We start from the raw sequence: 25,129 nt of genomic DNA, 5'->3' as shown, positions 1-25,129 counted from the left end.
AGATCAAGAATTAGAGGCTAAGTGAAACGCAAAAATGACCGTGGCTTTCCCGACAGGCAAGCCATCGTCGCCTTCATCAAGGCAAATCCAGGAAAGGTCGGGACTCGCGAAATTGCGCGCGAGTTCGGCCTGAAGAACGCCGATCGCGTCGAGCTCAAGCGCATGCTCCGCGAGCTCGCCGACGACGGGACCATCAAGAAAAAACGTCACAAGGTGTCCGAGCCGGACGCGCTGCCGCCGACCCTTGTCGCCGACATTACCGGACGCGACTCCGACGGCGAATTGATCGCCTCCCCCGCGGAATGGGACGAGGTCGAAAGCGGCGAGCCGCCGAAGATCCGCATCCAGATGCCGCGCCGGCCAAAGCCGGGCACCGTCGCCGGTGTTCGCGACCGCGTGCTGCTGCGCGTCGAGCCGAGCAACGAGGCCGAAGGCCCGGCCTATCTCGGCCACGTCATCAAGGTCTTCGACAAGGCCAAGAGCCGTATCCTCGGCGTGTTCCGCAGCCTTCCCGAAGGCGGCGGCCGGCTCGTGCCCGTCGACAAGAAGGCCGCCGACCGCGAACTGAACATCGCGGCGGCCGATACGCACGGCGCGCAGGACGGCGACCTCGTCAGCGTCGACATCGTCCGCACGCGCAGCTTTGGGCTTGCGTCCGGCCGGGTCAAGGAGAAGCTCGGCTCGGTCAAGTCGGAGAAGGCGATCAGCCTGATCGCAATCTACGCCCATGACATCCCCCTGCAATTCTCACCTGCCGCCGAGCGCGAGGCGGAAGCCGCAGAGCCCGCGAACCTGAAGGGGCGCGAGGACTGGCGCGACGTGCCGCTCGTCACCATCGATCCGCCGGACGCGAAAGATCATGACGACGCGGTGCACGCCGAGCCCGATCCTGATCCGAACAACAAAGGCGGCTTCATCGTCAACGTCGCCATCGCCGATGTCAGCTTCTACGTCCGGCCGGGGACCGCGCTCGACCGCGACGCGCTCGACCGCGGCAACTCGGTCTACTTCCCCGACCGCGTCGTGCCGATGCTGCCCGAGCGCATCTCCAACAATCTGTGCTCGCTGGTGCCGGGCGAGCCGCGCGGCGCGCTCGCGGTGCGGATGGTGCTCGGCCCCGACGGCCGCAAGCGTTCGCACAGTTTTCATCGCATCCTGATGCGCTCCGCCGCAAAGCTGAGCTACGCGCAGGCGCAGGCCGCGATCGACGGCCGGCCGGACGACGCCACCGGCCCCCTACTCGATCCGATCCTGCGGCCGCTCTATGCCGCCTATGCCTGCGCCAAGCGCGCACGCGACGAGCGCGATCCGCTCAATCTCGATCTGCCCGAGCGCAAGATCCTCCTGAAGAGCGACGGCACGGTCGACCGCGTCGTCGTGCCTGAAAGGCTCGACGCGCACAAGCTGATCGAGGAGTTCATGATCCTCGCCAACGTCGCCGCGGCCGAGATGCTGGAGAAGAAGTCGCTCCCGCTGATCTACCGCGTGCACGACGAGCCGACATTGGAGAAGGTCCACGCGCTCAGTGAATTTCTTGAAACGCTGGACATCCCCTTCACCAAATCAGGCGCGCTGCGCCCCACCCTGTTCAACCGCGTGCTGGCCCAGCTCGAAGGCCATGATTATTACCCGTTGGTGAGCGAGGTGGTGCTGCGGGCCCAGGCGCAGGCCGAATATTCCTCCGAGAATTACGGTCATTTCGGCCTGAACCTGCGCCGCTACGCGCACTTCACCTCGCCGATCCGACGCTATGCCGACCTCGTCGTGCACCGCGCGCTGGTTCGCGCGCTCGGCCTCGGCGAAGGCGCCCTGCCCGACAGCGAGTCGCCTGAAAGCCTCGGCGAGGTCGCCGCCCACATCTCGGTGACGGAACGCCGCGCGATGAAGGCGGAGCGCGAGACCGTCGACCGCCTGATCGCCCACCATCTCGCCGATCGCATCGGTTCAAGCTTCCAGGGCCGCGTCTCCGGCGTCACGCGCGCCGGCCTGTTCGTCAAGCTTGCCGAGACCGGCGCCGACGGCCTGATCCCGATCCGATCCCTCGGCACGGAATATTTCAACTATGACGAGGGCCGGCACGCCCTCGTCGGCACGCGCAGCGGCACCATGTATCAGCTCGGCGACGTGGTCGACGTCCGCCTGATAGAAGCTGCTCCCATCGCGGGCGCGCTGCGCTTCGAGCTGCTGTCGTCGGCCAGTGAAAGCGCGCCGCGAGGCCGCAGGCCATCCGGCCCGCAACGCCGCCCCTCGTTCAAGGCGCATCCCGGACGCAGCCCGGATAAAAAACGCAAGCCGGCAAAACAGAAGTCCGGCAAGCCGAAGAAGGGCAAAGGAAAGAACAAGGCAAAAGGCGGGGGTAAAAAGGGCAAAGCATGGTGACGACGAGCACGGCCCCAAAAATCTGGACGCGCGAGACGGGTCTGGTCGAGAAGCGAGATCTCTGGACGGCAATGAAGCGCGGCTTTCGCGGCCGCTGCCCGCGCTGCGGCGAGGGAAAGCTGTTCCGCGCCTTCCTGAAGACCGCGGACAATTGCGCCAAATGCGGCCTCGATTTCACGCCGCATCGCGCCGACGATCTGCCGGCCTATCTCGTGATCGTCATCGTCGGCCACATCGTGGTGCCGGCCGTCTTGTGGATCGAAACCAATTATACCACGCCGGTCTGGATCAGCTTCGCCGCCTATCTGCCCTTCACCTTCGTCGCTTCACTGGCGCTGCTGCAACCCGTCAAGGGAGCTGTGGTCGGCTTGCAATGGGCTCTGCGCATGCACGGGTTTGACGAGAACCCTCCGGATGGTATTCCGCCTGTCTAAGCCAAATAAGCAAGAACGGTCTGGGTGAGGACATGACGGATACGACGCAAGTTGCGGAGAAAGCCCGGGTTCACGAGGAAAAGGAAGCGGACCACCATCCGTATTTCCGCCCGAGGGATGCGGCGACCCTGATCCTGGTCGATCGCAGCGGCGCGATTCCGAAAGTGCTGGTCGGCAAGCGCCACGACAAGGTGGTGTTCATGCCCGGAAAGTTCGTCTTCCCGGGCGGGCGCGTCGACAAGGCCGACTATCGCGTGCCCTGTGCGGCGCCGATCACGGCCGAGCTCGAGACCAATCTCGCCAAGGGCAGCCCGAAGACGCCGGCCTCGCGCGCGAAGTCGCTGGCCATCGCCGCGATCCGCGAAGCCTGCGAAGAGACGGGACTCTGCCTCGGCCGCAGGTCCGAGGGCAAGACGCCGAAGCTCGACGGCCCCTGGAAGCCGTTCGCCGACGCAGGCCTGCTGCCCGATCCCTCCAGCCTGTTCCTGATCGCCCGCGCCATCACTCCGCCCGGCCGCGTCAAGCGTTTCGACACGCGCTTCTTCACCGCGGATGCCTCCGCGATCACCCACCGCGTCGACGGCGTGATCCATGCCGATGCCGAGCTGGTCGAGCTGGTCTGGGTCGAGCTCGGCTCGAAGCCGCTCGCCGATCTGCATCCGATGACGCGTAACGTCCTCAACGAGCTCGACACCCGCCTGGCCACCGGCCCGCTCCGCCACGACGCGCCGGTGCCGTTCTTCCATTTCTATGGCGGCAAGATGCAGAAGGACATTTTGGGCTAGGTCCGGCGCCAAGCCCTCGTTCGTCATTGCGGGACGCAGCTCTCTCCTCTCGTCATTCCGGGGCGCGCGTCGCGCGAACCCGGAATCCATTCATCCACCGTCTCCGCGGCCCGATGGATTCTCAGGTGCGCAATTGCGCACCATAGCTCGCCGCTCCGCGGCGCCCCGGAATGACGAGAACATGCTGAGCGCACATCAAAAAACAAAATAATCTTCCCGCCTCTCCCGATGGCGGAGTTCCCCGCCATGCCTATGTCTTCCCGAGCGTCACCAAGAACGGACCCCGGGCGATGGCACAACGGCAACTCAAGCTTGGCGCATTCATGCGCCCGATCAGCATCCACACCGGCGCCTGGCGCTATCCCGGGGCCTGGCCCGACGCCAATTTCAACTTCTCGCACATCAAGACGCTGATCCAGAAGTTAGAGGCCGGCAAGTTCGACGCCTTCTTCATGGCCGATCACCTCGCCGTGCTGAACATGCCGATCAACGCGCTGAAGCGCAGCCACACCGTCACGTCGTTCGAGCCATTCACGCTGCTGTCGGCGCTCTCGACCGTCACCGAGCGCATCGGCCTGATCGCGACGGGCTCGACCACCTTCGACGAGCCGTATCACGTCGCGCGCCGCTTCGCCTCGCTCGACCATCTCAGCGGCGGCCGCGCCGGCTGGAATATCGTCACCACCTCGAACCCGGACGCGGCGCTGAATTTCGGCCTCGACGACCACATGGAGCACGCCGAGCGTTACAAGCGCGCCCGCGAGTTCTACGACGTCGTCACCGGTCTTTGGGATTCCTTCGCCGACGATGCCTTCGTGCGCGACGTCGAGAGCGGGCTGTTCGTCGATCCAGCCAAGATGCACACGCTCGACCACAACGGCAAATATCTGAAAGTGCGCGGCCCCCTCAACATCGCCCGACCCGTGCAGGGCTGGCCTGTGATCGTGCAGGCCGGCGCCTCCGAAGACGGCAAGCAGCTCGCGGCCGAGACCGCCGAAGCCGTCTTCACCGGCGGCGGCAGCCTCGCCGACGGGCAGAAGCTCTATGCCGACATCAAGGGCCGCATGGAGAAGATCGGCCGCGATCCCGAGCATCTCAAGATTCTCCCAGGCGCCTTCGTCGTGGTCGGCGACAGCGTCGATGAAGCCAGGGAGAAGCGCGCGCTGCTCGACAGCCGCGTGCATTACGACAGCGCCATCGCCTCGCTCTCCGTCATCCTCGGCACGGATGCTTCCGGCTTCGATCCGGATGGTCCCCTCCCCGACATTCCCGAGACCAATGCCAGCAAGAGCGGCCGCCAGCGCATGGTCGATCTCGCCGCCCGCGACAAGCTCACCGTGCGCCAGCTCGCCCAGCGCGTCGGCGGCTACGGCGGGCTGTCCTTCGTCGGCACCGCCAAGACCATTGCCGACCAGATGGAGGAATGGCTGGTCGGGCACGGCTCCGACGGCTTCAACATCATGTTCCCGTTCCTGCCCGCCGGCCTCGACGATTTCGTCGACAAGGTGGTCCCGGAGCTGCAGCGGCGCGGGATTTTCCGCAAGGAGTATGAAGGGACCACTTTGCGAGAGAATCTGGGCCTGCCACGGCCGAAAAACCGGTTCTTCGAGGCGTAATAGGCCCGATTTGAGTGGTTTTCGGGGTGTAAAACCTTGACATCAGGCGGTTTCTGGCTAGGTTGCCGGCCAACGCGGGCCGTTTGGCCGGCTCCAGATTCCCTTCATTCCTGAGGTTCTGAACATGGCCAAAGCGGTCACCATCAAGGTCAAGCTCGTGTCCTCGGCCGACACCGGCTTCTACTACGTCGCCAAGAAGAATTCGCGCACCATGACCGACAAGCTGGTCAAGAAGAAGTACGACCCGGTTGCGCGCAAGCACGTCGAATTCCGCGAAGCCAAGATCAAGTAAGATCGGCTTAAGCGTCGAGGAGTTTTGCGGGGCCCTTTCGGGCCCCGTTTTATTTTGTGCCATCTCGTGTCCCGGACGCGCTGCAGCGTGCAACGCTGCTGCGCAGAGCCGGGACCCGGAGGCCAACACGGCACAAGGGAGACATGGGCCCCGGCTCTGCAGCGCTTTGTTGGACGTGACGCTGCGCTGCGTCCGGGACACGAGAGCTGAGGACACCTACCCCCACACTGAGATCTGCACGGTCGGCGCGCTGGAGCATGTGTGACCCACCTCGCAGAGCACCCTGACCGGATTCACTATCTCCTGCGTCATCGTCGCATGAATCCGGTCTATTGCCGTGAAAAGCCATTTGCCCCTGCTGGATCCGCTCCGCTTCGCCGCCGCGCTCGGCGTCGCCATTTTCCACCAGATGTTCTGGTCCTGGGCCTGGGTGTCGATCGGCGTGCCGGGTTTCGAACGTCACGTCGCCGCCGACGTACTTTACCCCTCCGCCGCGTCCTACACCTGGTTCGGCTGGGTCGGCGTCGAGATCTTCTTTGTCATCTCCGGTTTCGTCATTGCGAATTCGGCCTGCCAATCCTCGCCTGGCGCGTTTCTGCTCGGCCGCGCGCTCAGGCTTTATCCGGCGGTCTGGATCTGCGCCACCGCCACTCTCCTGGTCCTGCTGATATTCGGGAGCGGGCCGGCCTCCGAATTCATCCTGCCCTACATTCATGCCATGCTGATGGTCCCAAAGGGCGTCACCGGCGACTGGCTCGACGAGGTCTATTGGACGCTGGCGGCCGAGATCGCGTTCTATGGCCTTGTGTTCTGCGCGATGCTCACGAAGAGGATCACGCTGCGGCACCTGGCCTTGGGCCTCACCATCTACAGCGCGATCTTCAACGCTATCGCGCTCGTGGTGCTGTCCTGCACGACGCCGTCCGACCTGCCCTATCTCATCATGTTGATGTTCCGGGTGCCCTGCGCGGCGTTCCTCCTAACGCACGGCTGCTTCTTCGCGCTCGGCATCTGGCTGTTCATTTCAGCGAACCGGCAACTGACCGCGCTCGAGCAGATCGCGGTCGCCGTCACATGCCTTTCGGGCGCGGCGGAAATCTACTTCTTTGCCTCGTTCCTTTTGACGTCGGTGCCCGCCATCGCGGATCAATCGGCGCTTGTGCCAATCATGGTCTGGGCGGCCGCAGTGCTGCTCATTGCCTTGGCCGCAATCCGCAGCAGGCGTTCGGCCGGCATCCCTGCTGCTGAATCACCCGCCTATTTGAGGACGCTCGGGCTGATCACCTACCCGCTCTATCTCACCCACAACGTCATCGGCGCTGCGATCATTCGTGCCCTGGTCGATGCCGGCCTCGATGCCACCTCGGCCCTTTGGATCGCGCTCGGCCTGCTTGTCTTGGTCTGCTGGTTCATTTGCGCGAGGATCGAGCCGGTCGTCAGGTCTGCGCTGATGCAGGTCCTCTCGCGCTTTGGCAAGCTTCCGCCAAGGCAGCCGGCGTTGCGCCGCCCGGCTTTGGCCCGGGGTCTGCGTCTCCAGCTGCCTGTTCCCGTCAACGTGAAGGTCGCGGCTGCTAGCTGACGCCTTTGCATCCGCTATTCGCCCGGGAAACGATGTGATGCACCTGAGACCGCAGCGCTTTCTCCTGTTGCAAAGCTGACGTTCCGCCCTTCGCGTCCGCCTACGCCGTCCGCAACACCGGCGCCCGTAGCTGCGATGGCCGGATTGGCGCGAACGTGACCTGGATGAACCCGGCCTTTAATCGCTTCGGCGTTTGCGAATTGTCGCCTTGGTCGTCGTTTCGGATGGCCATGCCAGCATCGCGAGTTCGACCACTCGGCGAACTTCGCCAGCCGTCGCCCCGGCCTGCGGCAAATTCATGATGGCTTGCAACACACCGAGGTAGTGCCATGTCAGGCCATCGATATCGGCGGCTGGGGTTAACTCTCCGAGTGTGACCGCCTCGCGCAAAATCTCGCGAAGGATTGCGCGCTGTTTTGCCAGTCCATCCAGCGCGACTGACCGACCCGCGGGGGGCAAATCGTCCATCTCGGCGCAGGATCGAGCCAGCATGCAACCGGCAGGGCGCGACGCTTTCCCCGCCCTCGGCAGGAATTCGAGCAACAGCGCTTCGAGCTGTTGGCGCTTTGTATCGGCTCGAACGCCGCTCATCCGTTCCAAGACGCGCCCGGCATAAATCGAAAGCACCTCCTGGAACAGTCCATCCTTGTCCCGAAATCGCTTGTACAGGCTGGAACGTGACAGACCCATCGCCGTCGTCAATTCGTCGATCGATGATGCGGCGTAGCCGTGACGCCAGAAGACCTCCATCGCGGCTTTGATCACGGCACCGTCATCGAATTGGGGCTTTCCGCTCATCGGGCTCTCGCTTGACATCATGGAACGATCATTCCAAGATACTTGGACTGATCGTTCCAAGATACATAAGGATACCCAGATGGCCAAGCCCTCCCAGCCCAACGCCAGCCGCGTCCGGATCGCCGTGGCCGGAGCCACAGGCCGCGTTGGCTCCGCCCTGATTGCAGGCTTGGCCTCCGAATCCCTGGACCTTGTGGCGCTAACACGAAACCCGGACGCCGAACGCTTGCCCTCCGGCGTTTCGATCGCGGCTGTGGACTTCGACGTACCGTCTACGCTCGACAGCGCCCTGCGCGGCGCCGATCAGCTATTTCTCGCCCACGGCACGTCACCTCGTCAGGTCGCCAATGAGATCGCACTGATCGACGCGGCCGCCGCCGCAGGCGTGAGTCGAATCGTGAAATTGTCGGCGATGGGTCCGCCCTCACTGTTGCATCCGATGGACTGGCACATGCAAATCGAGGCGCATCTGGCGACCGTTGGCGTCGGCTACACGGTTTTGCGGCCTTCTACCTTTGTCGACATCCTTGCGCGAGCCGGCGCTCAGGTTGCCGATGACTCATGGGGCGGGGCAGCGGGCGATGGAGTGGTCAACCTGATCGATACGCGCGATGTCGCCGATGCCGCGCGCATTGCTCTTCTGGACGACGCGCACCCGACCGCTCAGCGCGTCTATCACCTGACCGGACCACGGGCGGTAAGCATGTCTGAGGTCGCCGAAGAGATATCGAAGCTACTCGGCCGGACCGTTAAATATCGGCAGCGAAGCCCGGCCGAGCAGCGCGAGAAACTGCTCAGCACAGGGCTGAATGAATTTGTTGCCGACTTGCTGCTCGGATTGGACCGCCTCTTTTACCAGTCGGCGCTCGCTGAAACAACTACGACAGTCAGGGAATTGACGGGCCACGCGCCGCGGTCTCTCGTGGATTGGTTGAGCGAAAACATTTCGATGTTCCGGAAATAGACCAGAGTTCGGATGGCGCCCCGCCTAGGCCGCCTTCAGCACCCGCGCCGGTGGCTGCGATGGCTGGACCAGCGCGAACGCAACTGGACGGTGCCCCCGACAAGGCCGAGCGCGACGCCAATGCGCCAGGCCATCGTGTACGAACCCAGCGCATCGTATAGCAGCCCTCCTCCATATGCGCCGAGGAAGCTGCCGATCTGGTAGCTCATGAAGGCGAGGCCCTGGATCATCTCCTGCCAGCGCAGACCGAACATCTCGGCGATGGCGGCCGCGACCAAGGGGGCCTACGCCCAGGATGGCGACGCGAAGGCAGCCCGCGTTGCGTCGCCCGGCCTGGCCCGGGGTCCGGTCTCTGTCCTGCTCAAAGGCGAACGTCGCGGGGTCTTAGGCGTGATGAGGCCAGATGGCTCCACATCGGCCTTGGTCCAAGCGCTCCTCCATCGGCAGAGATGCGCATCGTGCCATTTTTCGCTCACAGGAACCTTTTCAGGATGGAACGGTTGGCATGCGATGGCGAGGCCGCAGCACAGCCGCCGCTCATGAAGACCGCGTGGACCAGTGCCCTGAGCGGCTGTCCGATGCAGTGTCGTCCTGCACTCCCGCAGCTGAATTCAGTAAACGCTCAGCGGACGACGGGACAGGGACAGCATGAGGCCTGTAACGCGACAGCCCTTCAAACCTCGCACCCCTGAAGAACTCATGGCGCTGCTGGGTGCAGTAGCAACCGCGGTTCTGACCGTCATCATCATCTCGATGCTCTATTTCGGTCGAGATATCTTCGTGCCCGTTGCGCTGGCCATACTCCTCAGCTTTGTACTGGCGCCGCTGGTCGGAATATTGCAACGAATCCATGCCCCGCGGGGATTGGCAGTCGTGAGCGTGGTTGTCGTCGCGTTCATGCTGATCTTCGCGATAGGAAGCCTTCTCGCCACCCAACTGACGCAACTCGCTGGGGACCTGCCCAGATATCAATCCACGATCAGCGACAAGATCCAGGCCTTCCGGGACACCAAGGCCGGCAGGAGCACGCTGGAGCGTGCTTCCGACATGCTGAAGGATCTCAGCAAGGAGCTTGATAGACCAAAGGATGCCCCGTCCCCACCCCGGACCGGCATGGTCGCTGGCTCAAATGCCTCGGCGCCACCGGTACCAGTCGAAGTGCGCCAGCCCGATCCCGGCGCGCTGGAGAGTCTGCGAACCCTGATCTCTCCGCTCATTCATCCGCTCGCGACCACCGGCATCATCATCATTTTCGTCATCTTCATCCTCATTCAACGCGAGGATCTTCGTAACCGCTTCATTCGGCTAGCGGGCTCCTCGGATCTGCAGCGCACCACCGCCGCATTGGACGATGCAGCGAGCCGCCTCAGCAAGCTGTTTCTGACCCAGCTCCTCCTGAACGGTGCATTCGGCGTGGTGATCGGCACCGGCCTCTGGGTCATCGGAATTCCCAGCGCGATCCTCTGGGGCATCCTCGCGGCTGCGCTTCGTTTCGTTCCCTATGTCGGCGCCGTCATTGCCGCCGCATTTCCGCTGACACTCGCAGTTGCCATCGATCCCGGCTGGTCGATGCTGCTTTGGACTCTCGCGCTCTTTCTTGTGGTTGAACCGATCGTAGGCCATGTCGTCGAGCCGATGGTTTACGGGCGCAGCACGGGGCTTTCACCCGTTGCCGTCGTCGCATCGGCAACGTTCTGGACAGCGCTTTGGGGACCGATCGGCCTTGTCCTTGCGACTCCCCTCACGATTTGCCTCGTGGTGCTCGGGCGGCATGTGGAGCGATTGGAATTCCTCGACGTCATGTTTGGAGACCGGCCAGCGCTTTCTCCTCCGGAAATCTTCTATCAGCGGATGCTGGCGGGAGATCCGACCGAAGCGGCCGAAAAGGCGGAGGAGTTTTTGAAAGAGCGCTCGCTGGCTTCGTATTATGACGAGGTTGCGCTGAAGGGTTTGCAGATGGCGCAAGCCGACGCGGAGCGCAATGCGCTCGACCAGGAACGTCTCACGAAGATTCGAGACGCCGTCAGCGAATTTGCAGCGGATCTTGCCGAACAGGACGACCGGCCCCCCGCGAAGAGCAGTTCAACCAAAGATGTCGAAGCCTCATCCGCGGTTGAAGGCATTGCGGAGAATGCGGCCAACGAACACCTGCCTTACCTCCGCAAAGAGACTCTCCCGCCGGACTGGCAGGGCGAACACCCCGTCCTCTGCGTGGCCGGACGCACGCTGATCGATGAGGCGGCCGCGATCATGCTGGCCCAGCTTTCGACCGAGCACGGGCTCGCCGCGCGGGTCGAAGGCGCGGCGTCGCTTTCCACGACCAATGTCTTTCGTCTGGATACGACGGGCGTTGCGATCGTCTGCCTGGTCTATCTGGATGCCCACGCTGCGGCACACATGCGGTATTCCGTGCGGCGTCTGAGACGGAAACTGCCGAAGGCAACCATCATCCTGGGCTGCTGGGTCAAAGACGTTGACCCGGCTGCCCTGGAATCGCTGCGGGAAGGCGCCAAGGCCGATCTCGTTGCAACGAGCATCGGCGAGGCCGTCAGGCTGTGCATCGACGCGACGGGGGTAACGGAACAGCAGCGTGAAGCCCCCGGGCAGGATGGAGCCACAATTGCTGCGGCATGACATCTCCATCGCAACACGGGCCGCTCAGCCCCTCCGTACTACGCCGCCTTCAACACCGGCGCCGGCGGCTGTGACGGCCTGACAAGCGCGAACGCCACCTGCACGACGCCTCCCGCCAGGCCCAGCGCGACGCCGATGCGCCAGGCCATGGTGTAGGAGCCAAGCGCGTCGTAGAGTAGCCCTCCCCCATACGCGCCGAGGAAGCTGCCGATCTGGTGGCTCATGAAGGCGAGGCCCTGGATCATCGCCTGCCAGCGCAGGCCGAACATCTCGGCGACCGCGCCCGCGACCAGCGGCCCGACCCCCATCCAGAGAAAGCCCATGATGGCGCCGAACAGCAGCGTCGAGAACGGCGTTGCCGGCAGCATGAAATACCAGGCCAGCGCGACCGAGCGCAGGATGTAGATGCCGCCCAGCAGCGCCAGCTTGTTCCAGCGCTCGCCGGCCCAGCCGAAGAACAGCGAGCCCAGCACGTTGAAGCCGCCGATCATGCCGAGCGTCTGCGCGCTCAGCATCGGATCGAGGCCGCAGATCGCCAGATAGGACGGCAGATGCGTGGTGAGGAAGACGAGCTGCATGCCGCAGACGAGATAGGCGCAGGTCATCACCACGAAGGAGGCATTGCCGAACGCGGTTCTCGCCGCGGCTGCAGCCGAGGCATCGTCGATCTCGTCGGCGGCCGGCTTCGGCAGCGGGATCTGGTCAACGCGCCCCGCATACCAGGCAGCCGGAATCATCAGCACCGACATGACGACGAAACCGGCAAGGCCGATGCGCCAGCCGAACCCCTCGTTGAGCATCTGTCCGATCGGCGCCGACAACAACGCCCCGAGCGAGCCCGCGCCGGAGACGATGCCGAGCACGGTGGAGCGCACCGTTGCGGGCACCGCGCGCGCCGCCACCGACATCGCGATTGCGGCTGCGGTGCAGGCCAGCGACGTCCCGATCAGCACGCCGGCGCCGATCATGATGCTGATCATCCCGTTCGCGGTCGCCATCAGCGCGAGGCCCACGATGTACATCAGCGAACCCACGATCATGATGCGACGGAAGCCGTAGCGCACCGTCATTGCGCCGGCGAGCGGCTGGAGAAAGCCCCAGGCGAGGTTCTGCACGGCCAGCGCCAGCGTGAAGTCCGAGATCGAAATATGGATGTCATGAGTCAACGGCTGCATGAAGATGCCGAGGCTCTGCCGCAGCCCCATGCTCAGCGTCAGCATGATCGAGGCGCCGATCAGGATGGGCAATGTCGGACGCAGGACCTGCAGCAGGGGCATTTTTCTTCTCCCTTTTGGGCACGGCGCAATTGCCGTCGTCCGCTTTTGCCGTTGATTTTGGTTACACAGACCTGTTTACATAGGCTATGGATAGCAGGTGCTGTCAAGCGAACAGGACGCATTCCGCTGCATGGCTCCCCCGCCCGCCCCACAGACGATGAAAGAGCGGATCCTTCAGACCGCCGACAAGCTGTTCTATCTGCAAGGCATTCGTGCCGTCGGCGTCGACACCATCGCGGCCGAGATCGGCATTTCCAAGCGCACGCTTTACAACCACTTCCCGTCCAAGGACGCGCTGATCGCGGCCTATCTCGAGCGCCGCTTCGTCGCTCAGCGCCCCTCGGACAAGCCCCCGGCCGAGCAGATTCTCGGCACGTTCGATTCGCTGGAGCGGCGCTTCGCGGCCAAGGATTTTCGCGGCTGTCCGTTCGTGAATGCGGTCGCCGAGCTCGGCCCTGCCGACCGCGCCGTGAAGAAGATCGCGGTGGCCTTCAAGGAAAGCCGCCGTCTCTGGTTTCGCGACCGGCTTAACGAGCTCGGTGTGCAGGACGCGGACGCGCTCGCCACGCAGCTCGTGCTGCTGGTCGACGGCTCCATCGCCCAGGACCTCGTCCGCGACGATCCCGCGATGGCGCGGGCCGCGAAGGAAGCGGCGAAAGTGCTGCTGCGGAATGCTGGCGTGGATGTGGGGGGCGAGGCAGTGAAGGCTGTGACGACGCAAAACAAACGTCCACCACACTGACCACCGTCGCCGCATCGGCCGGTGTCATCACCCGCGAAAGCGGGTGATCCAGTATTCCACAGCCGATTGTGATTGAACCGAGAAGCCGCGGCGTACTGGATTCCCCGCTTTCGCGGGGAATGACAGCGGAGCTTGGTGGACCGTTGCGATCCCACCAACATGCTCCTGTTTTGCCCGACGCGTCAAAATCCGCGCCCCGGCGCGAGCCGTTTCGTCCACCGCCTAACCCATTGATCCCACTAACAGCTTCTACTGTGCATGGGGTTGTTTTCGCAAATTTTGCTAAGCCGGCCGTCACGCCGCCTGCGACACCACGCGATTACGCCCGTCGTGCTTGGCGCGATACAGCGCGGTGTCGGCGCGCTTGAGCACGTCGGCGACCGCCTCGCCCTTCTGCTCCAGCGTGGTCAGGCCGATCGAGATCGTGACCTCGATGCGCTTGGCACCCTTGTGGATCGCGAACGGCTCGCCCGCGATCGAGCGGCGCAGGCGCTCAGCGACCATGCCGGCGACATGGAGATCGGTCTCGGGCATCACGATGACGAACTCCTCGCCGCCATAGCGGCAGGCGAGATCAATGCCCCGGATCGACTTGCGCACCCGCACGGCGAATTCGCGCAGCACGTCGTCGCCGGCGTCGTGGCCGTAATTGTCGTTAATCGACTTGAAGAAGTCGATGTCCAGGATCATCAGCGCCAGCGGCTTGCCGCGGGCTGCAGCCTGCTCTGCGAGTGTCGCCAGATGGCTCTCCATGTAGCGGCGATTGTGCAGCCCGGTGAGCGCGTCCGTGATCGCCATCTCGATCGAGTTCTGCACGTTGTCGCGGAGATGATCGGTGTAGCGGCGGCGGCGGATCTGGGTGCGGGCGCGCGCCAGGAGCTCGATCTTGTCGATGGGACGCAGCAAATAGTCGTTGACGCCGATCTCGAGGCCACGGAGCAGCCGCGTCGAGTTCTCGGGGTCGGCGATCGCCAGGATCGGCACGTGGCGCGTGCGCTCCAGCGAGCGTGCCTGGCTGCAGAGTCTGAGGCCGTCGAAATTGTTGAGGTCGAGCGAGACAATCAGGAGATCGTAATTGCCCTCGGCAGCGTGGAACAGCGCCTCCGCCGGGTTCGGCTCGACGTCGATGGTGTGCTCGGCGGCGAGGATCGTCGCCAGCCGCTCGTAGGAGGACTGACGGTCGTCGACCAGCAGGACGCGGCCGCCCTTGCCGGTGTCGGAGATGGCGCTGCGCTCGGGCGCCTGCATGCCGATCTCGAGCGAGGTTATGGCGCGCATGCGCAGCTCGTCCGTCATCATCTTCAGCCGCGTCAGCGAGCGCACGCGCGCGATCAGCACGACGTCGGAGACGGGTTTTGTGAGGAAATCATCGGCGCCGGCCTCGAGCCCGCGGTTGCGGTCGGAGGGACTGTCGAGCGCCGTCACCATGACGACGGGAATGTGATGCGTGGCCGGATCGGTCTTGAGGCGACGGCAGACTTCGAAGCCGTCCATGTCGGGCATCATCACGTCGAGCAGGATGATGTCGCATTCGGCGCGCCGGCTGATCGCGAGCGCCTCGGTGCCGTTCGCGGCGGTCATCACGTCGAAATATTCGGCGGACAGGCGGGCTTCGAGGAGTTTGACGTTGGCAGGAACGTCATCGACAACCAGGATACGCGCGGACACTGTGAACTCACTTCCTATCCGATAAAACGCCGGACCGTCTCGATGAATTTGCCGACCGATATCGGCTTTGACAAATAGGCTTCGCAGCCGCCCTCGCGGATGCGCTCTTCGTCGCCCTTCATCGCGAACGCCGTGACCGCGACGACGGGAATGGCGCGCAGCTCCGGATCGTCCTTGATCCAGCGCGTCACCTCGAGGCCGGAGACCTGCGGCAATTGGATATCCATCAGCACGAGGTCGGGCCGCATCTTGCGCACGAGGTCGAGCGCCTCGTAACCGTTGCTGGTGCCGGAGGTCTGGTAGCCGTGCGCCTCCAACAGGTCGCGGAAGAGCTTCATGTTGAGCTCGTTGTCTTCCACGATCAGGACGGTCTTAGCCATCCCGCCCTCCTGATTGGTCCAAAGGACCGATACATGTGACGCCTCAGGCGCCGCTCGCCGGCGCTTCGAAAACTGGATTCAAACTAGCCTCAGATTCGCTCGAGTTTCGTTAAACCCGAGGGTCGACTTTCTACGATGTGGTTTCCAGTTGCTTGCCTGGGGCCGGAAGACTCACGGACGAGACTCGGGCATGATGATTCCAAAGTAGACACTGAAAGTTAACGGAAAGGCAAACCGGCCTCGTGAAAAAGCCTGTTCACAACCCTCGCGAAGTCGCTGAAATCGTTGCGATTCAGGCCCTGTCCTTTGTCGCAAGCGAGCCCGAGCGGCTGGGCCTGTTCCTGGCCGAGACAGGGGTCGGTCCGGAGACCCTGCGCAATGCCGCCTCCGACCCCAATTTCCTGCTCAGCCTGCTCGATTTCGTGCTGCGCGATGACGCCACTGTGAAGGCCTTTGCCAGCTCCGTGGACCTGCACCCGACCAACGTTGCCGCTGCGCGGCAGGTCCTCGGCGACGCGCTCGGCGACCCCTCCTGGGAGCGCGACGTGCCGTGACCGTCCCCGATCCGGCCGGGCCCCGCTGCTTCTGCCGGGATTGTCTGGCCGACCTGGATATGGGCGTGCGGCGCTGCTCGGCCTGTGGTTCCCCCCGCCTTGTCCGCCACCGGGCGCTGTCTACGCTGAACATCGCCCATATCGACTGCGACGCCTTCTATGCGACGGTCGAGAAGCGGGATAACCCGGATATCGCCGACAAGCCCGTCATCATCGGCGGCGGCAAGCGCGGCGTGGTGTCGGCTGCCTGCTACATCGCCCGCACCTATGGTGTGCGCTCCGCCATGCCGATGTTCAAGGCACTCGAAGCCTGCCCGCATGCGACGGTGATCCCCCCCGACATGGCGAAGTACGTCCGCGTCGGCCGGCAGGTGCGCCAGGCCATGCAGGCGCTAACGCCGCTGGTCGAGCCGCTCTCGATCGACGAGGCCTTCCTCGATCTCTCCGGCACCGAGCGGGTCCACGGCATGATCCCGGCAAAGGTGCTGGCGCGCTTTGCCCGCGACGTCGAGCGCGACATCGGCATCTCCGTCTCGGTCGGCCTGTCCTGCAACAAGTTTCTGGCCAAGATCGCCTCCGACCTCGACAAGCCGCGCGGATTTGCCACGCTCGACCAGGAGGAAGCGCGCGCGATGCTGGCGGACAAGCCGGTCGGCTTCATCTTCGGCGTCGGCCCGGCCACGCAGGAGCGCCTCGTGCAGCGCGGCTTCCGCGTCATCGCCGACCTGCAGAAGGCCGACGAAATCGAGATGATGCGCCAGTTTCCGAGCGACGGCCGCAGGCTGTGGCGGCTCGCGCGCGGCATTGATGACCGTCGCATCGAACCAGATCGCGGCGCCAAGACGATTTCCAGCGAAACCACCTTCGAGAGCGACATCCGCGATTTCGCGACGCTGGAGAAGATCTTGTGGCGGCTGTGCGAAAAGACATCGTCCCGACTCAAGGGCAGCGAGCTCGCCGGCACGACCGTCACGCTCAAGCTGAAAACCGCCGATTTCCGCCAGCGCACCCGCTCGCAGTCGATCGCAGCCCCAACCCAGCTCGCCGCCAAGATCTTTGCGATCTGCCGCGAGATGCTGGCGAAAGAGATCGACGGCACCGCCTTCCGCCTGATGGGCGCCGGCGTCAGCGCGCTGCGCGACGGCACGGCCAGCGACGACACCGACATGCTCGACCGCCGCGCCGCCCATGCCGAGCGCGCGGTGGACAGCCTGCGCAAGAAGTTCGGCAGCGCCGCTGTGATCCGCGGGATTGCCTATGACGGGCCGAAAGCGCAGGAATGATCGTCTCGATCGATCGCGAGCTGTCGTCACACCCCCTGCAGCCGGACCCGCAATTGATCGTCCGTCTCGTGGACGAGATCGAGCAGCCCGCGATAAGGGTCCCCGCCGATCCCGAGCACGGCGGCGAATGCCGGCTCGGTCTTTGCACCCTGCGATCTCAGCCGAATGACGGCATCGCGCAGGCGACCGTCGTCGAGCGCCAGCAGTCTTCGTTCGATCTCGAAATGCAGCCATCCTTGCTGCTCGTCGACCGACCGTTGAGCTCCGAATATCTCGAACGGCCATCCGCCCCACGCGAAACGGGCGATCACCGGGCGTCCGGCAGATGTCCACTGATAGAGCAGGAAGTCATCGCAGGCCTGATAGCGTCGCCAGATCACCTCGGAAAAGGCGACGGGATCTAAGGCATGACAGACGATATCCACGTCGCTGCCCGGCACCGCAAGCCCGAGCGGAAGCGTGCCGACGACACGCGGGTCGAACGCAAGCAGCGTCTGCAACACGCCTGAGCTATCGATTGCAGCTTCATAATCCATTGCGCTCCGTATAGCACCGATTACTGTCGCTGGATTGCGAAGTCATCCGCGGAAAGGCAACGCGCCGTGGCCGGTGAGCTCGATCTCAACGCCCTGTTGAAGGACATGAAACCGGAGCTGCACCCGGACATCTTCGTGTTCTGCACCGTTGCGCACGATCAGCCCGTGCCGGATTCCATCCGCCCGCAACTGACGTTCCGGGAGCGTGAAGGCACGACACTTGTGATGCGGCGTGAAGACGCCAAGCGCGCGGGACTGCGCTACGCCTTTGCCTCGCACCTGATAACTCTGACGGTTCACTCCGCACTCGACGCGGTGGGTTTTCTGGCGGCCGTCACGTCACGTCTGGCCGAAGCCGGCATCAGCGTGAATGCCGTTTCGGCCTTCCATCACGATCACCTCTTTGTGCCGGCGGACAGGGTCGACGAGGCAATGGCGGTCCTAAGGGATGGCCAAGCCTACGTCAGCGTAGCCCGGCTTCAATCCGCGACCGCCACCGCCTCGATCTCGATCAGCCATTCCGGCGCCGCGAGCGCGGAGACGCCGACCAGCGTGGAGGCCGGCGGCTCCATGCCCTCGAAGAAGGCGGAGCGGGCCTTGCCAATGATGGGGCGCAGCTCCGGCTTGTAGTTCACGACGAAGGTCGTGATCTTGACGATGTTGGAATAGGTCGCGCCCGCCGCCTTCAACGCGTGACCGAGATTCTGCATCACCTGCGTCGTCTGCGCAGCAATATCGCCCTCGCCGACGATGCGTCCTTCCTCGTCCACGGATACCTGGCCGGAGATGTAGATGGTCCGCGCGCCGGTCGCCGTCACGACGTGGGAATAAGCGGGATTGTGATGCAGGCCGCTGGGACGGAGATGATCGAGCTTGGGCATGGTGCTTGCCTCCCGGATGTTTGTGGTTGGGAGGGAGCGTAGCTGGAGAGTGTGACGAGAGCTAGATGCCACGGGCGCTGTCGCCGCTCCGTCATCCTGAGGTGCTCGCTTCTTCGGCGAGCCTCGAAAGGATGAGCGGCCACGCTGCGAGATCCGGGCCGTCGCCCTTCGAGGGCCGCTGAAGAAGCGGCCACCTCAGGGGGACGGTGAACGAGTGGAGTGCGCGGTGCGCGCCCCGGGACGCGCCCCTCAATTACAAGGCTTGCTGTCCTTCACGTCGAACTTGCCCATCGCGCCGGAGATGACGAAATCGTTGTAGTCGAGCACGAGCTGACGCGAGACGCCGTTCTCGTAGAGCTCGAACGCCATCGCATAGATCGGCGTCTGCTCGCCTTCCTTCTGCTGGGCGTCGCGATCGAAATAGCTGACGGTGACGGGCCAGCGTTTGAGCGATTTCATGTGCTCGTCCGCGGTCGAGGGGTCGGACGCCGTGGCGCGGTCGGCTGGGATCGGCTGGCCGATCACGGTCAGCGTGTTGTAGACCTTCTGGCCGTCGTCGGAGCCGTCATAGACGGAAAGCTCGAGCAGCGACTTGCCGTCCTTGGCGGCTGCGATGATGCGCTGGATCTGCTCGGTCGGGAACACGATGCTGCCGTCGAGCGTGAAAGTCTTCGGCGCCGGCAGCTTCAGCTTGACGTTGATGTGGTCGCCGTCGCGCTCGGCGGAACCGTCGACGCGGCCGGCATCGGTCTCGTTCATGCGCGTCTCGATCTTGAAGCGGTAGCTCTTGCCGGCGGCATCCTCCCAGGAATTGGAACGGAGGTCGCTGAGCGTGACCTTGCCCTCGCCGCTGTCGAGCTCGGAGACCTGGCGGAATTCGGAAGTATAGCCCTCGCAGGCGTTCCCCGCGAAATTGTAGAGGATGCGGCCGCGGGCGCTGTTGACCGAGTTGGAGCGCGATTTCACGAGGCTGAGATCATAGAGCGCCTGGTGCGGAAGGAACGGACCGTTGGCGGCCTGGGCCCCGCCGCCAAGGCCGACAGTGGCCGCGGCGAGCGCCATCACACCGAGCGATGTCCGGAAAAGGTGCACCATGTCTCATCCCTAGGGAAACGCAGATTCGGCATTTTAATGACCGTTCCATTGCGTCGCAACTGAGGCCGTTTCACGTAAAGTTGCGGCCCGTGCGTTGAACCTGCTGCCCGACCTCAACAAAATACGGCCCCTTCGGTTGCTTGCATGTGGCGGTCCGATGGGCGAAACAGGGCGCGCCCGGCTGCCTTTGCGGACACGCCGGGGCGAATGTTTTTCTGGACAACGAGGTCGAACATGGCGGGCACGGTCGAGCAGAAGCTGGCGGAACAGGGCATCAAGCTGCACGAGGCCCCCACGCCCGTTGCCAATTACGTGCCGTTCGTGCGCACCGGCAATCTGCTGTTCGTATCCGGCCAGGTTTGCTTCGATCCCGCCGGCAAGCTGATCGCCAAGGGCAAGCTGGGTGCCGGCGTCTCCATCGAGGACGGCGCTGCGGCCGCGCGCGGCTGCGCGGTCAATTTGCTCGCCCAGGTCAAGGCCGCGCTTGGCGACCTCGACAAGGTCGTCCGGGTAGTGCGCCTCGGCGGCTTCATCAACTCGGCGCCGGACTTCCTGGACGGGCCGAAGGTGCTGAACGGCGCCTCCGACCTGATGGTCGCCGCCTTCGGTGACAAGGGCCGCCATGCCCGCACCACCGTCGGCGTCGCCTCGCTGCCCGCCGATGCGGCGGTCGAGGTCGACGGCGTGTTCGAGGTCGCCTGAGGCGGATGCGCGCTCCGGATTGGCTGACAGCCCGGCCGGTCGCCCATCGCGGCCTGCACGACATTTCGCGCGGCATTGTCGAAAACATGCCGGGCGCGGTGCAGGCTGCGATCGCAGGCAATTTCTCGATCGAGGTCGATATCCAGCTCTCCGCCGACGGCGAGGCCATGGTGCATCACGACCATGCCCTCGGCCGCCTCACCGAGGCGTCCGGCGAGGTGGTCGAAAAGACCGCGGCGGAGTTGAAGGCGATCAAGTTCAAGGACACGCCGGAGCGAATGATGTCGCTCAGCGACCTCTGCGCCCTCGTCGCCGGCCGCGTCCCGCTTGTGATCGAGGTGAAGAGCCATTTTGGCGGCGACCGCAAGCTGGTGAAACGGATGGCGGAGGTGCTGGCGTCCTATGACGGGCCGGCGGTCGGCATGTCCTTCGATCCCGACCAGGTGCTGGCGCTGCGCGAGCTGTTGCCGGGCCGCCCGCGCGGCATCGTCGCGCAGCGGACCTATGAGGACGATTACTGGGCCAACCTGACTCAGGAGCAGCGCGACAGCATGCTGTATCTGCGCCACGGCCTCCGGACCCAACCCCACTTCGTCGCCTTTCGGGTCGACGACCTCCCGGCTCCCGCCCCCTGGATCGCCCGCAACGTCTTCGGCTGCGCCCTGCTGGGATGGACCGTGCGGACGCCCGAGCAGCGGACGCGGGTCGGGCAGCATGCGGATCAGATGATCTTCGAGGGGTTCGTGCCGTAGGCCCTGCCCGTGTCCCGGACAAGGTGCAACGCGCAGCGTTGCGGCGCAGAGCCGAAGGAGCGCTGTGCCGCGTCCAGGGCACGAGGGCGTACCCTCCACCCCCTTGAAGTCGCTGCTGCAATGCACGATCTTGGGGGTCGATGGCATCATCCGACATCACGCTCGAGGCCGTACCTTCGATAGGCAATGTGTCACCAGAGGAGTGGGACGCCTGCGCCAATCCCGCCGGGCGGTGCCATGAGGCTGGCAACGGAACCTCATCCGCACTTGCAGACGATTCCCTTGGTCTCTCAAAACCCGCCTATAACCCCTTCGTCTCCCACGCATTTCTGTCCGCCGTCGAGACATCGGGTTCGGCGACCATCCGCACCGGCTGGGGGCCCCGGCATCTCGTGGCGAAGCTCGATGGCCGCGTCGCCGGCGTCGTGCCCTGCTATCTGAAATCCCATTCGCAAGGAGAGTACGTCTTCGACCGCGGCTGGGCGGACGCCTATGAGCGCGCCGGCGGGCGCTATTATCCGAAGCTCCAGGTCTCGGTTCCGTTCACCCCGGCAACCGGGCCGCGGCTGCTGGTCCGCGACGGCGTGGATCGCGAGCTCATCATGGAGGCTCTGGCGAGCGGGCTGGTGGCGCTGTGCGGCGTCAGCAAGGCCTCCTCCGTCCACGTCACCTTCGCGCCCGAAGCCGAATGGAAGCTGCTCGCCAGGCACGGCTTCCTGCAGCGCACCGACCAGCAGTTCCACTGGAACAACGAGGGCTTTACCGGCTTCGACGACTTCCTGGCCACGCTGAACTCGCGCCACCGCAAGTCGATCAAGCGCGAGCGGCGCGATGCGCTCTCCGCCGGGATCTCCATCCACTGGCTCACGGGCAAGGACATTACCGAGGATGCCTGGGATGCATTCTTCATGTTCTACATGGAGACCGGCTCGCGCAAATGGGGCCGGCCGTATCTGACGCGCGAGTTCTTCTCGCTGATCGGCGAGACCATGGCTGAGGACGTGCTGCTGGTGATGGCCCGCCGCAACGATCGCTGGATCGCGGGCGCGATCAACTTCATCGGCTCGGACACGTTGTTCGGCCGCAACTGGGGCGCGGTCGAGCATCATCCGTTCCTGCATTTCGAGGTCTGCTACTATCAGGCGATCGATTTCGCGATCAAACGCGGCCTGAAGCACGTCGAGGCCGGCGCGCAGGGCGAGCACAAGATCGCCCGTGGCTACCTGCCGCGCACCACCCATTCCGCCCACTTCATCGCAGATCCCGGCCTGCGCCGCGCCATCGACGATTACCTCAAGCGCGAGCGCGCCTATGTCGCGGAAGCCGGACGGGAGCTCGCCGAGCTCGGCCCGTTCCGCAAGGGCATCGACGAGGCGCCTTGACGCCTCGTCGTTGCTGGTGACAGTAAGCGCAAAATGCTGAGCGCAAAAGTTCTCGAAAGTTTCTTGGGAGCCGTCATGACCGCCTACGACACCAACAACATCTTCGCGAAGATTCTGCGCGGCGAGCTGCCCTGCTCCAAGGTGTACGAGGACGAGCACGTGTTCGCCTTCCTCGACATCATGCCGCGCGTCCCCGGCCACACGCTGGTGATACCAAAGGCCCCTGCCCGCAACATTCTCGACATCAAGCCCGACGACTACGCCCATGTCGCCCGCGGCGCGCACAAGATCGCGGCCGCCGCGATGAAGGCGTTCAACGCCGACGGCATCACCGTGCAGCAGTTCAACGAGCCCGCCGGTGGGCAGGTGGTGTTTCACCTGCACATGCACGTGATGCCGCGCCATGACGGCGTGGCGATGCTGCCGCCCGCGAGCCGCAAGGAAGACGCCAAGGTGCTGGAGGAGAATGCGGCGAAGCTGATCGCGGCGTTGAAGGGTGGGTAGCTCTATCCACTCGTCATTCCGGGGCGCGACAAAGTCGCGAGCTATGGTGCGCAATCGCGCACCTGAGAATCCATTCCACCACCACCTCTGACGCGCGATGGATTCCGGGCTCGCGCCAAGAGGCGCGCCCCGGAATGACGGATCACTCCGTCTCGAAATCGCCCTTCTGCGGCGCGGCCAGTGGCGTGAACTCGCAACGATCCGGCTTGATGTCGATCAGCGGCGTGTTGTCGAGGCAGTCGAGCCCGCGCACCAGGATCGCATTGCCCTCGATTCCGACCAGCTTGACGATCGAGGTCCCGATCGGATTGGGACGCACCGGCGAACGCAGCGAAAACGTGCCGCGGGTCTTTTCGTTGTTCTTCGGGCTCTGCAGAATGATGTCGCGGCGCGACTGGTCGAGCCAGTAGAGCACTTCGAGATTGCCGTAGAAATCGACGCCCTTGATGGCCGGCACGAACGGCTCGAAGATCTCGAGGCGGCACACCGGGCCGTCCTGGCGTCCCTGCCGCGGCGTCTCCAGCCGCGACGCCCAGGGCGTGCGGATACGGCCGATGAAGACGAGGCCGGCATCTTGCGTCGGTGGCAGCTCGATGGCGACCTCGCCCTCGCGGAGCTCCTGTTCGCGAACCATATTTCCTGTTCCTTGGCTGTTCGCCGCTGGTTTTAGCCCAACCACCACTTGCCGGCCAGCAGGAAGACTTCGCCGGTCACGACACCCGCGAAGATCGATCGGCGGGCCAGCAGGAAGGCGACGAGGCCGGCCGCCACCGCGCCATAGCGCAGGGCATCCGGCACGCTGGACAGCGCGCCCGGCGGTTCGACCACGATCTGGGCGATGACGCCAGCCAGGATCGCGGTTGCAACCGCCCGCACCCAGACGAGCAGCTCGGAGCCCTCGTCGATGCCGCCGCCGAACCACAGGCCCAGCATGCGCCAGATCTGGTTAGGAACGATGCCGGCGACGAACAGCACCGCCAGTGCATGCCAGTCGCCGATTAGCTGCGCGTAGCTCATGCGCGCACCTCCCGCCACCGATGCACGCCGTAGGCGATCGTACCGGCTATGAGGCCGCTGACGAGGATGTCGAGGCCGGAGTTCATCTTCGCCGCGATCGGATAGAGCAGAACGCCGAGCACCAGTGCGACGACATCCGCAGCCTCGCGGCTGTTGCGCGCCGTCGAGAACAGGAACGACAGCGGCGTCAGCAGCAGGATGGCGGCGCCAAGCGTCTGCGTCAGATTGGCGGCGAGGAAATAGCCGACCGTGTTGGCGGTCAGGCATACCGAGACGAGACCGAAACCAAGTCCGTGAACGAAGGCAATCCGCCGCTCGCGCGGCACCTGAGGCAGGAAGCGATGACACTCGACCCACAGCGTCACGGCGGTGAGATGCGCCGCGAAGAACAGCTCGCGCCGCTTGGTCGTCGGCATGCGCATCAACGGCAGCACGGAGACCACCATGGGAAACAGCCTGATGGCGCTGACCGTGACCGCGATAGCCGACTGGATGATGGTGGCGCCGGAGCCGAGTGTGGTGATCAGGATGATCTGCGCCGGCCCTGCCCAGACGAACAGCGTCGAGCAGAGCGCCCAGAGCAGGCTGAAATGGGTGTCGTGGGCGAGCGCGCCGATGCCGAGATAAGTCACGAACAGCACGAGGGTGAGGATCGTCTGCGTGATCGAGCGCAGACCCCAGCCGAAGGCAAGCCAGGGACTATTCCATTGCGGTGAATCGAGTGGAGGAAGTGCCACGGGGCTTTTTGGACGGGTTTGCGGAATCGTGCCCGCATAACGGGCAATGTGGCGGCTCGCGTCAAGAAAACACGCGGCGGGGCTGGCATGCAGGACGCTTCAATCACAGGCCGTCATTCCGGGGCGCCCTGGAATGAC

General features: G+C 64.4%; 25 protein-coding genes and 2 pseudogenes. 16 read left to right on the top strand and 11 right to left on the bottom strand.

Annotated elements, in window-relative coordinates:
• Positions 1-21: 21 nt before the first annotated feature.
• The 6 genes from rnr (at position 22) to RX330_RS17235 (ending at position 7,085) form a co-directional block, all read left to right on the top strand.
• Entirely contained in the window at positions 22-2,379 is a 2,358-nt protein-coding gene (rnr, locus tag RX330_RS17260; RefSeq protein ID WP_317243752.1) for a ribonuclease R, read from the top strand.
• Positions 2,373-2,813 carry a DUF983 domain-containing protein gene (locus RX330_RS17255; RefSeq protein WP_212089555.1) on the top strand — a complete coding sequence of 147 codons (441 nt, stop codon included), beginning with the start codon at positions 2,373-2,375 and terminating at the stop codon, positions 2,811-2,813. The genes rnr and RX330_RS17255 overlap by 7 nt, the downstream gene beginning before the upstream one ends.
• A 32-nt stretch (positions 2,814-2,845) precedes the next feature.
• Entirely contained in the window at positions 2,846-3,598 is a 753-nt protein-coding gene (locus tag RX330_RS17250; RefSeq protein WP_317243751.1) for an NUDIX hydrolase, read from the top strand.
• 290 nt (positions 3,599-3,888) lie between these two features.
• Positions 3,889-5,214, top strand: coding sequence for an LLM class flavin-dependent oxidoreductase (locus RX330_RS17245; RefSeq protein ID WP_317243750.1), 1,326 nt, complete (start codon positions 3,889-3,891; stop codon positions 5,212-5,214).
• A gap of 124 nt (positions 5,215-5,338) precedes the next feature.
• Positions 5,339-5,506: a 50S ribosomal protein L33 gene (gene rpmG, locus RX330_RS17240; protein ID WP_007603295.1), complete on the top strand. Its 168-nt coding sequence runs from the start codon at positions 5,339-5,341 to the stop codon at positions 5,504-5,506.
• 337 nt (positions 5,507-5,843) lie between these two features.
• The gene (locus RX330_RS17235; protein WP_317243749.1) at positions 5,844-7,085 is read left to right on the top strand and encodes an acyltransferase family protein; all 1,242 of its coding nucleotides are present in this window, start codon (positions 5,844-5,846) and stop codon (positions 7,083-7,085) included.
• 177 nt (positions 7,086-7,262) lie between these two features.
• Here RX330_RS17235 and RX330_RS17230 read toward each other — a convergent pair whose 3' ends face one another.
• Entirely contained in the window at positions 7,263-7,883 is a 621-nt protein-coding gene (locus RX330_RS17230) for a TetR/AcrR family transcriptional regulator (RefSeq protein ID WP_317243748.1), read from the bottom strand.
• A gap of 79 nt (positions 7,884-7,962) precedes the next feature.
• Here RX330_RS17230 and RX330_RS17225 point away from each other — a divergent pair, with 79 nt between their 5' ends.
• A complete protein-coding gene (locus RX330_RS17225) occupies positions 7,963-8,847 on the top strand; it encodes an SDR family oxidoreductase (protein WP_212089548.1) in 885 nt (294 codons plus the stop codon).
• 24 nt (positions 8,848-8,871) lie between these two features.
• On the opposite strand, the pseudogene RX330_RS17220 reads toward RX330_RS17225, so the two are convergent.
• Positions 8,872-9,128 (bottom strand): annotated as a pseudogene (locus RX330_RS17220) (MFS transporter); the annotation flags it as partial.
• 418 nt (positions 9,129-9,546) lie between these two features.
• Between RX330_RS17220 and RX330_RS17215 the strand changes: the two are divergent.
• Positions 9,547-11,481: an AI-2E family transporter gene (locus tag RX330_RS17215; protein ID WP_212089547.1), complete on the top strand. Its 1,935-nt coding sequence runs from the start codon at positions 9,547-9,549 to the stop codon at positions 11,479-11,481.
• A 38-nt stretch (positions 11,482-11,519) separates the two neighbouring features.
• Here the strand turns inward: RX330_RS17215 and RX330_RS17210 are convergent, their stop codons facing one another.
• Entirely contained in the window at positions 11,520-12,758 is a 1,239-nt protein-coding gene (locus tag RX330_RS17210; RefSeq protein ID WP_317243747.1) for an MFS transporter, read from the bottom strand.
• Between the two features lie 130 nt (positions 12,759-12,888).
• Here RX330_RS17210 and RX330_RS17205 point away from each other — a divergent pair, with 130 nt between their 5' ends.
• Positions 12,889-13,500, top strand: coding sequence for a TetR/AcrR family transcriptional regulator (locus tag RX330_RS17205; RefSeq protein WP_317243746.1), 612 nt, complete (start codon positions 12,889-12,891; stop codon positions 13,498-13,500).
• Between the two features lie 294 nt (positions 13,501-13,794).
• Here RX330_RS17205 and RX330_RS17200 read toward each other — a convergent pair whose 3' ends face one another.
• Positions 13,795-15,168, bottom strand: a complete 1,374-nt coding sequence (locus RX330_RS17200) for a PleD family two-component system response regulator (RefSeq protein ID WP_317243745.1) — start codon at positions 15,166-15,168, stop codon at positions 13,795-13,797.
• 14 nt (positions 15,169-15,182) lie between these two features.
• Complete coding sequence (locus RX330_RS17195; RefSeq protein WP_008566616.1) at positions 15,183-15,548, bottom strand: response regulator; 366 nt, start codon at positions 15,546-15,548, stop codon at positions 15,183-15,185.
• A gap of 242 nt (positions 15,549-15,790) precedes the next feature.
• Here RX330_RS17195 and RX330_RS17190 point away from each other — a divergent pair, with 242 nt between their 5' ends.
• Both RX330_RS17190 and RX330_RS17185 read left to right on the top strand, forming a co-directional pair.
• On the top strand, positions 15,791-16,102 hold the full coding sequence (locus RX330_RS17190; protein ID WP_317243744.1) for a DUF3572 domain-containing protein: 312 nt from the start codon (positions 15,791-15,793) through the stop codon (positions 16,100-16,102).
• A complete protein-coding gene (locus RX330_RS17185; protein WP_317243743.1) occupies positions 16,099-17,385 on the top strand; it encodes a DNA polymerase IV in 1,287 nt (428 codons plus the stop codon). The genes RX330_RS17190 and RX330_RS17185 overlap by 4 nt, the downstream gene beginning before the upstream one ends.
• A gap of 26 nt (positions 17,386-17,411) precedes the next feature.
• Here the strand turns inward: RX330_RS17185 and RX330_RS17180 are convergent, their stop codons facing one another.
• Positions 17,412-17,921 carry a DUF4269 domain-containing protein gene (locus RX330_RS17180; protein WP_317243742.1) on the bottom strand — a complete coding sequence of 170 codons (510 nt, stop codon included), beginning with the start codon at positions 17,919-17,921 and terminating at the stop codon, positions 17,412-17,414.
• Positions 17,922-17,987: 66 nt separating this feature from the next.
• Between RX330_RS17180 and RX330_RS17175 the strand changes: the two are divergent.
• Positions 17,988-18,371, top strand: a pseudogene (locus RX330_RS17175) (ACT domain-containing protein); the annotation flags it as partial.
• A gap of 29 nt (positions 18,372-18,400) precedes the next feature.
• Here RX330_RS17175 and RX330_RS17170 read toward each other — a convergent pair.
• Complete coding sequence (locus RX330_RS17170) at positions 18,401-18,802, bottom strand: RidA family protein (protein WP_212089535.1); 402 nt, start codon at positions 18,800-18,802, stop codon at positions 18,401-18,403.
• A 249-nt stretch (positions 18,803-19,051) separates the two neighbouring features.
• Positions 19,052-19,897, bottom strand: a complete 846-nt coding sequence (locus tag RX330_RS17165) for a cell envelope integrity EipB family protein (protein ID WP_212089533.1) — start codon at positions 19,895-19,897, stop codon at positions 19,052-19,054.
• 234 nt (positions 19,898-20,131) lie between these two features.
• Here RX330_RS17165 and RX330_RS17160 point away from each other — a divergent pair, with 234 nt between their 5' ends.
• From RX330_RS17160 to RX330_RS17145, 4 genes are all read left to right on the top strand, one after another.
• Positions 20,132-20,599, top strand: coding sequence for a RidA family protein (locus tag RX330_RS17160; protein WP_018321130.1), 468 nt, complete (start codon positions 20,132-20,134; stop codon positions 20,597-20,599).
• 5 nt (positions 20,600-20,604) lie between these two features.
• Positions 20,605-21,351, top strand: a complete 747-nt coding sequence (locus RX330_RS17155) for a glycerophosphodiester phosphodiesterase (protein WP_317243741.1) — start codon at positions 20,605-20,607, stop codon at positions 21,349-21,351.
• 140 nt (positions 21,352-21,491) lie between these two features.
• On the top strand, positions 21,492-22,733 hold the full coding sequence (locus RX330_RS17150; protein ID WP_212089530.1) for a GNAT family N-acetyltransferase: 1,242 nt from the start codon (positions 21,492-21,494) through the stop codon (positions 22,731-22,733).
• A 75-nt stretch (positions 22,734-22,808) separates the two neighbouring features.
• Complete coding sequence (locus RX330_RS17145) at positions 22,809-23,237, top strand: HIT family protein (RefSeq protein ID WP_212089528.1); 429 nt, start codon at positions 22,809-22,811, stop codon at positions 23,235-23,237.
• Between the two features lie 142 nt (positions 23,238-23,379).
• Here RX330_RS17145 and tsaA read toward each other — a convergent pair whose 3' ends face one another.
• Genes tsaA through RX330_RS17130 form a run of 3 tightly spaced genes read right to left on the bottom strand, consistent with a single transcriptional unit; the run spans position 23,380 to position 24,991 of the window.
• Positions 23,380-23,871: a tRNA (N6-threonylcarbamoyladenosine(37)-N6)-methyltransferase TrmO gene (gene tsaA, locus RX330_RS17140; RefSeq protein WP_212089524.1), complete on the bottom strand. Its 492-nt coding sequence runs from the start codon at positions 23,869-23,871 to the stop codon at positions 23,380-23,382.
• A 32-nt stretch (positions 23,872-23,903) separates the two neighbouring features.
• On the bottom strand, positions 23,904-24,254 hold the full coding sequence (locus tag RX330_RS17135) for an AzlD domain-containing protein (protein ID WP_317243740.1): 351 nt from the start codon (positions 24,252-24,254) through the stop codon (positions 23,904-23,906).
• Positions 24,251-24,991, bottom strand: coding sequence for an AzlC family ABC transporter permease (locus tag RX330_RS17130; RefSeq protein ID WP_317243739.1), 741 nt, complete (start codon positions 24,989-24,991; stop codon positions 24,251-24,253). The genes RX330_RS17135 and RX330_RS17130 overlap by 4 nt, the downstream gene beginning before the upstream one ends.
• Positions 24,992-25,129: the final 138 nt, after the last annotated feature.

The organism is Bradyrhizobium sp. NDS-1 (genome assembly GCF_032918005.1).
GTDB lineage: Bacteria > Pseudomonadota > Alphaproteobacteria > Rhizobiales > Xanthobacteraceae > Bradyrhizobium > Bradyrhizobium tunisiense.
The sequence above is the reverse complement of the archived record's forward strand: the minus strand, read 5'-3'. Positions and strand labels throughout refer to the sequence as shown.

Excerpts from the sequence above, each read along its gene's own strand:
- RX330_RS17210 (WP_317243747.1), bottom strand. The coding sequence starts at position 12,758 with ATGCCCCTGCTGCAGGTCCTGCGTCCGACATTGCCCATCCTGATCGGC.
- RX330_RS17145 (WP_212089528.1), top strand. The coding sequence starts at position 22,809 with ATGACCGCCTACGACACCAACAACATCTTCGCGAAGATTCTGCGCGGC.
- RX330_RS17215 (WP_212089547.1), top strand. The coding sequence starts at position 9,547 with ATGGCGCTGCTGGGTGCAGTAGCAACCGCGGTTCTGACCGTCATCATC.
- RX330_RS17150 (WP_212089530.1), top strand. The coding sequence starts at position 21,492 with ATGGCATCATCCGACATCACGCTCGAGGCCGTACCTTCGATAGGCAAT.
- tsaA (WP_212089524.1), bottom strand. The coding sequence starts at position 23,871 with ATGGTTCGCGAACAGGAGCTCCGCGAGGGCGAGGTCGCCATCGAGCTG.
- rpmG (WP_007603295.1), top strand. The coding sequence starts at position 5,339 with ATGGCCAAAGCGGTCACCATCAAGGTCAAGCTCGTGTCCTCGGCCGAC.
- RX330_RS17170 (WP_212089535.1), bottom strand. The coding sequence starts at position 18,802 with ATGCCCAAGCTCGATCATCTCCGTCCCAGCGGCCTGCATCACAATCCC.
- RX330_RS17250 (WP_317243751.1), top strand. The coding sequence starts at position 2,846 with ATGACGGATACGACGCAAGTTGCGGAGAAAGCCCGGGTTCACGAGGAA.
- RX330_RS17195 (WP_008566616.1), bottom strand. The coding sequence starts at position 15,548 with ATGGCTAAGACCGTCCTGATCGTGGAAGACAACGAGCTCAACATGAAG.
- RX330_RS17155 (WP_317243741.1), top strand. The coding sequence starts at position 20,605 with ATGCGCGCTCCGGATTGGCTGACAGCCCGGCCGGTCGCCCATCGCGGC.
- RX330_RS17180 (WP_317243742.1), bottom strand. The coding sequence starts at position 17,921 with ATGGATTATGAAGCTGCAATCGATAGCTCAGGCGTGTTGCAGACGCTG.
- RX330_RS17205 (WP_317243746.1), top strand. The coding sequence starts at position 12,889 with ATGGCTCCCCCGCCCGCCCCACAGACGATGAAAGAGCGGATCCTTCAG.
- RX330_RS17225 (WP_212089548.1), top strand. The coding sequence starts at position 7,963 with ATGGCCAAGCCCTCCCAGCCCAACGCCAGCCGCGTCCGGATCGCCGTG.
- RX330_RS17245 (WP_317243750.1), top strand. The coding sequence starts at position 3,889 with ATGGCACAACGGCAACTCAAGCTTGGCGCATTCATGCGCCCGATCAGC.
- RX330_RS17135 (WP_317243740.1), bottom strand. The coding sequence starts at position 24,254 with ATGAGCTACGCGCAGCTAATCGGCGACTGGCATGCACTGGCGGTGCTG.
- RX330_RS17230 (WP_317243748.1), bottom strand. The coding sequence starts at position 7,883 with ATGAGCGGAAAGCCCCAATTCGATGACGGTGCCGTGATCAAAGCCGCG.
- RX330_RS17255 (WP_212089555.1), top strand. The coding sequence starts at position 2,373 with ATGGTGACGACGAGCACGGCCCCAAAAATCTGGACGCGCGAGACGGGT.
- RX330_RS17165 (WP_212089533.1), bottom strand. The coding sequence starts at position 19,897 with ATGGTGCACCTTTTCCGGACATCGCTCGGTGTGATGGCGCTCGCCGCG.
- RX330_RS17160 (WP_018321130.1), top strand. The coding sequence starts at position 20,132 with ATGGCGGGCACGGTCGAGCAGAAGCTGGCGGAACAGGGCATCAAGCTG.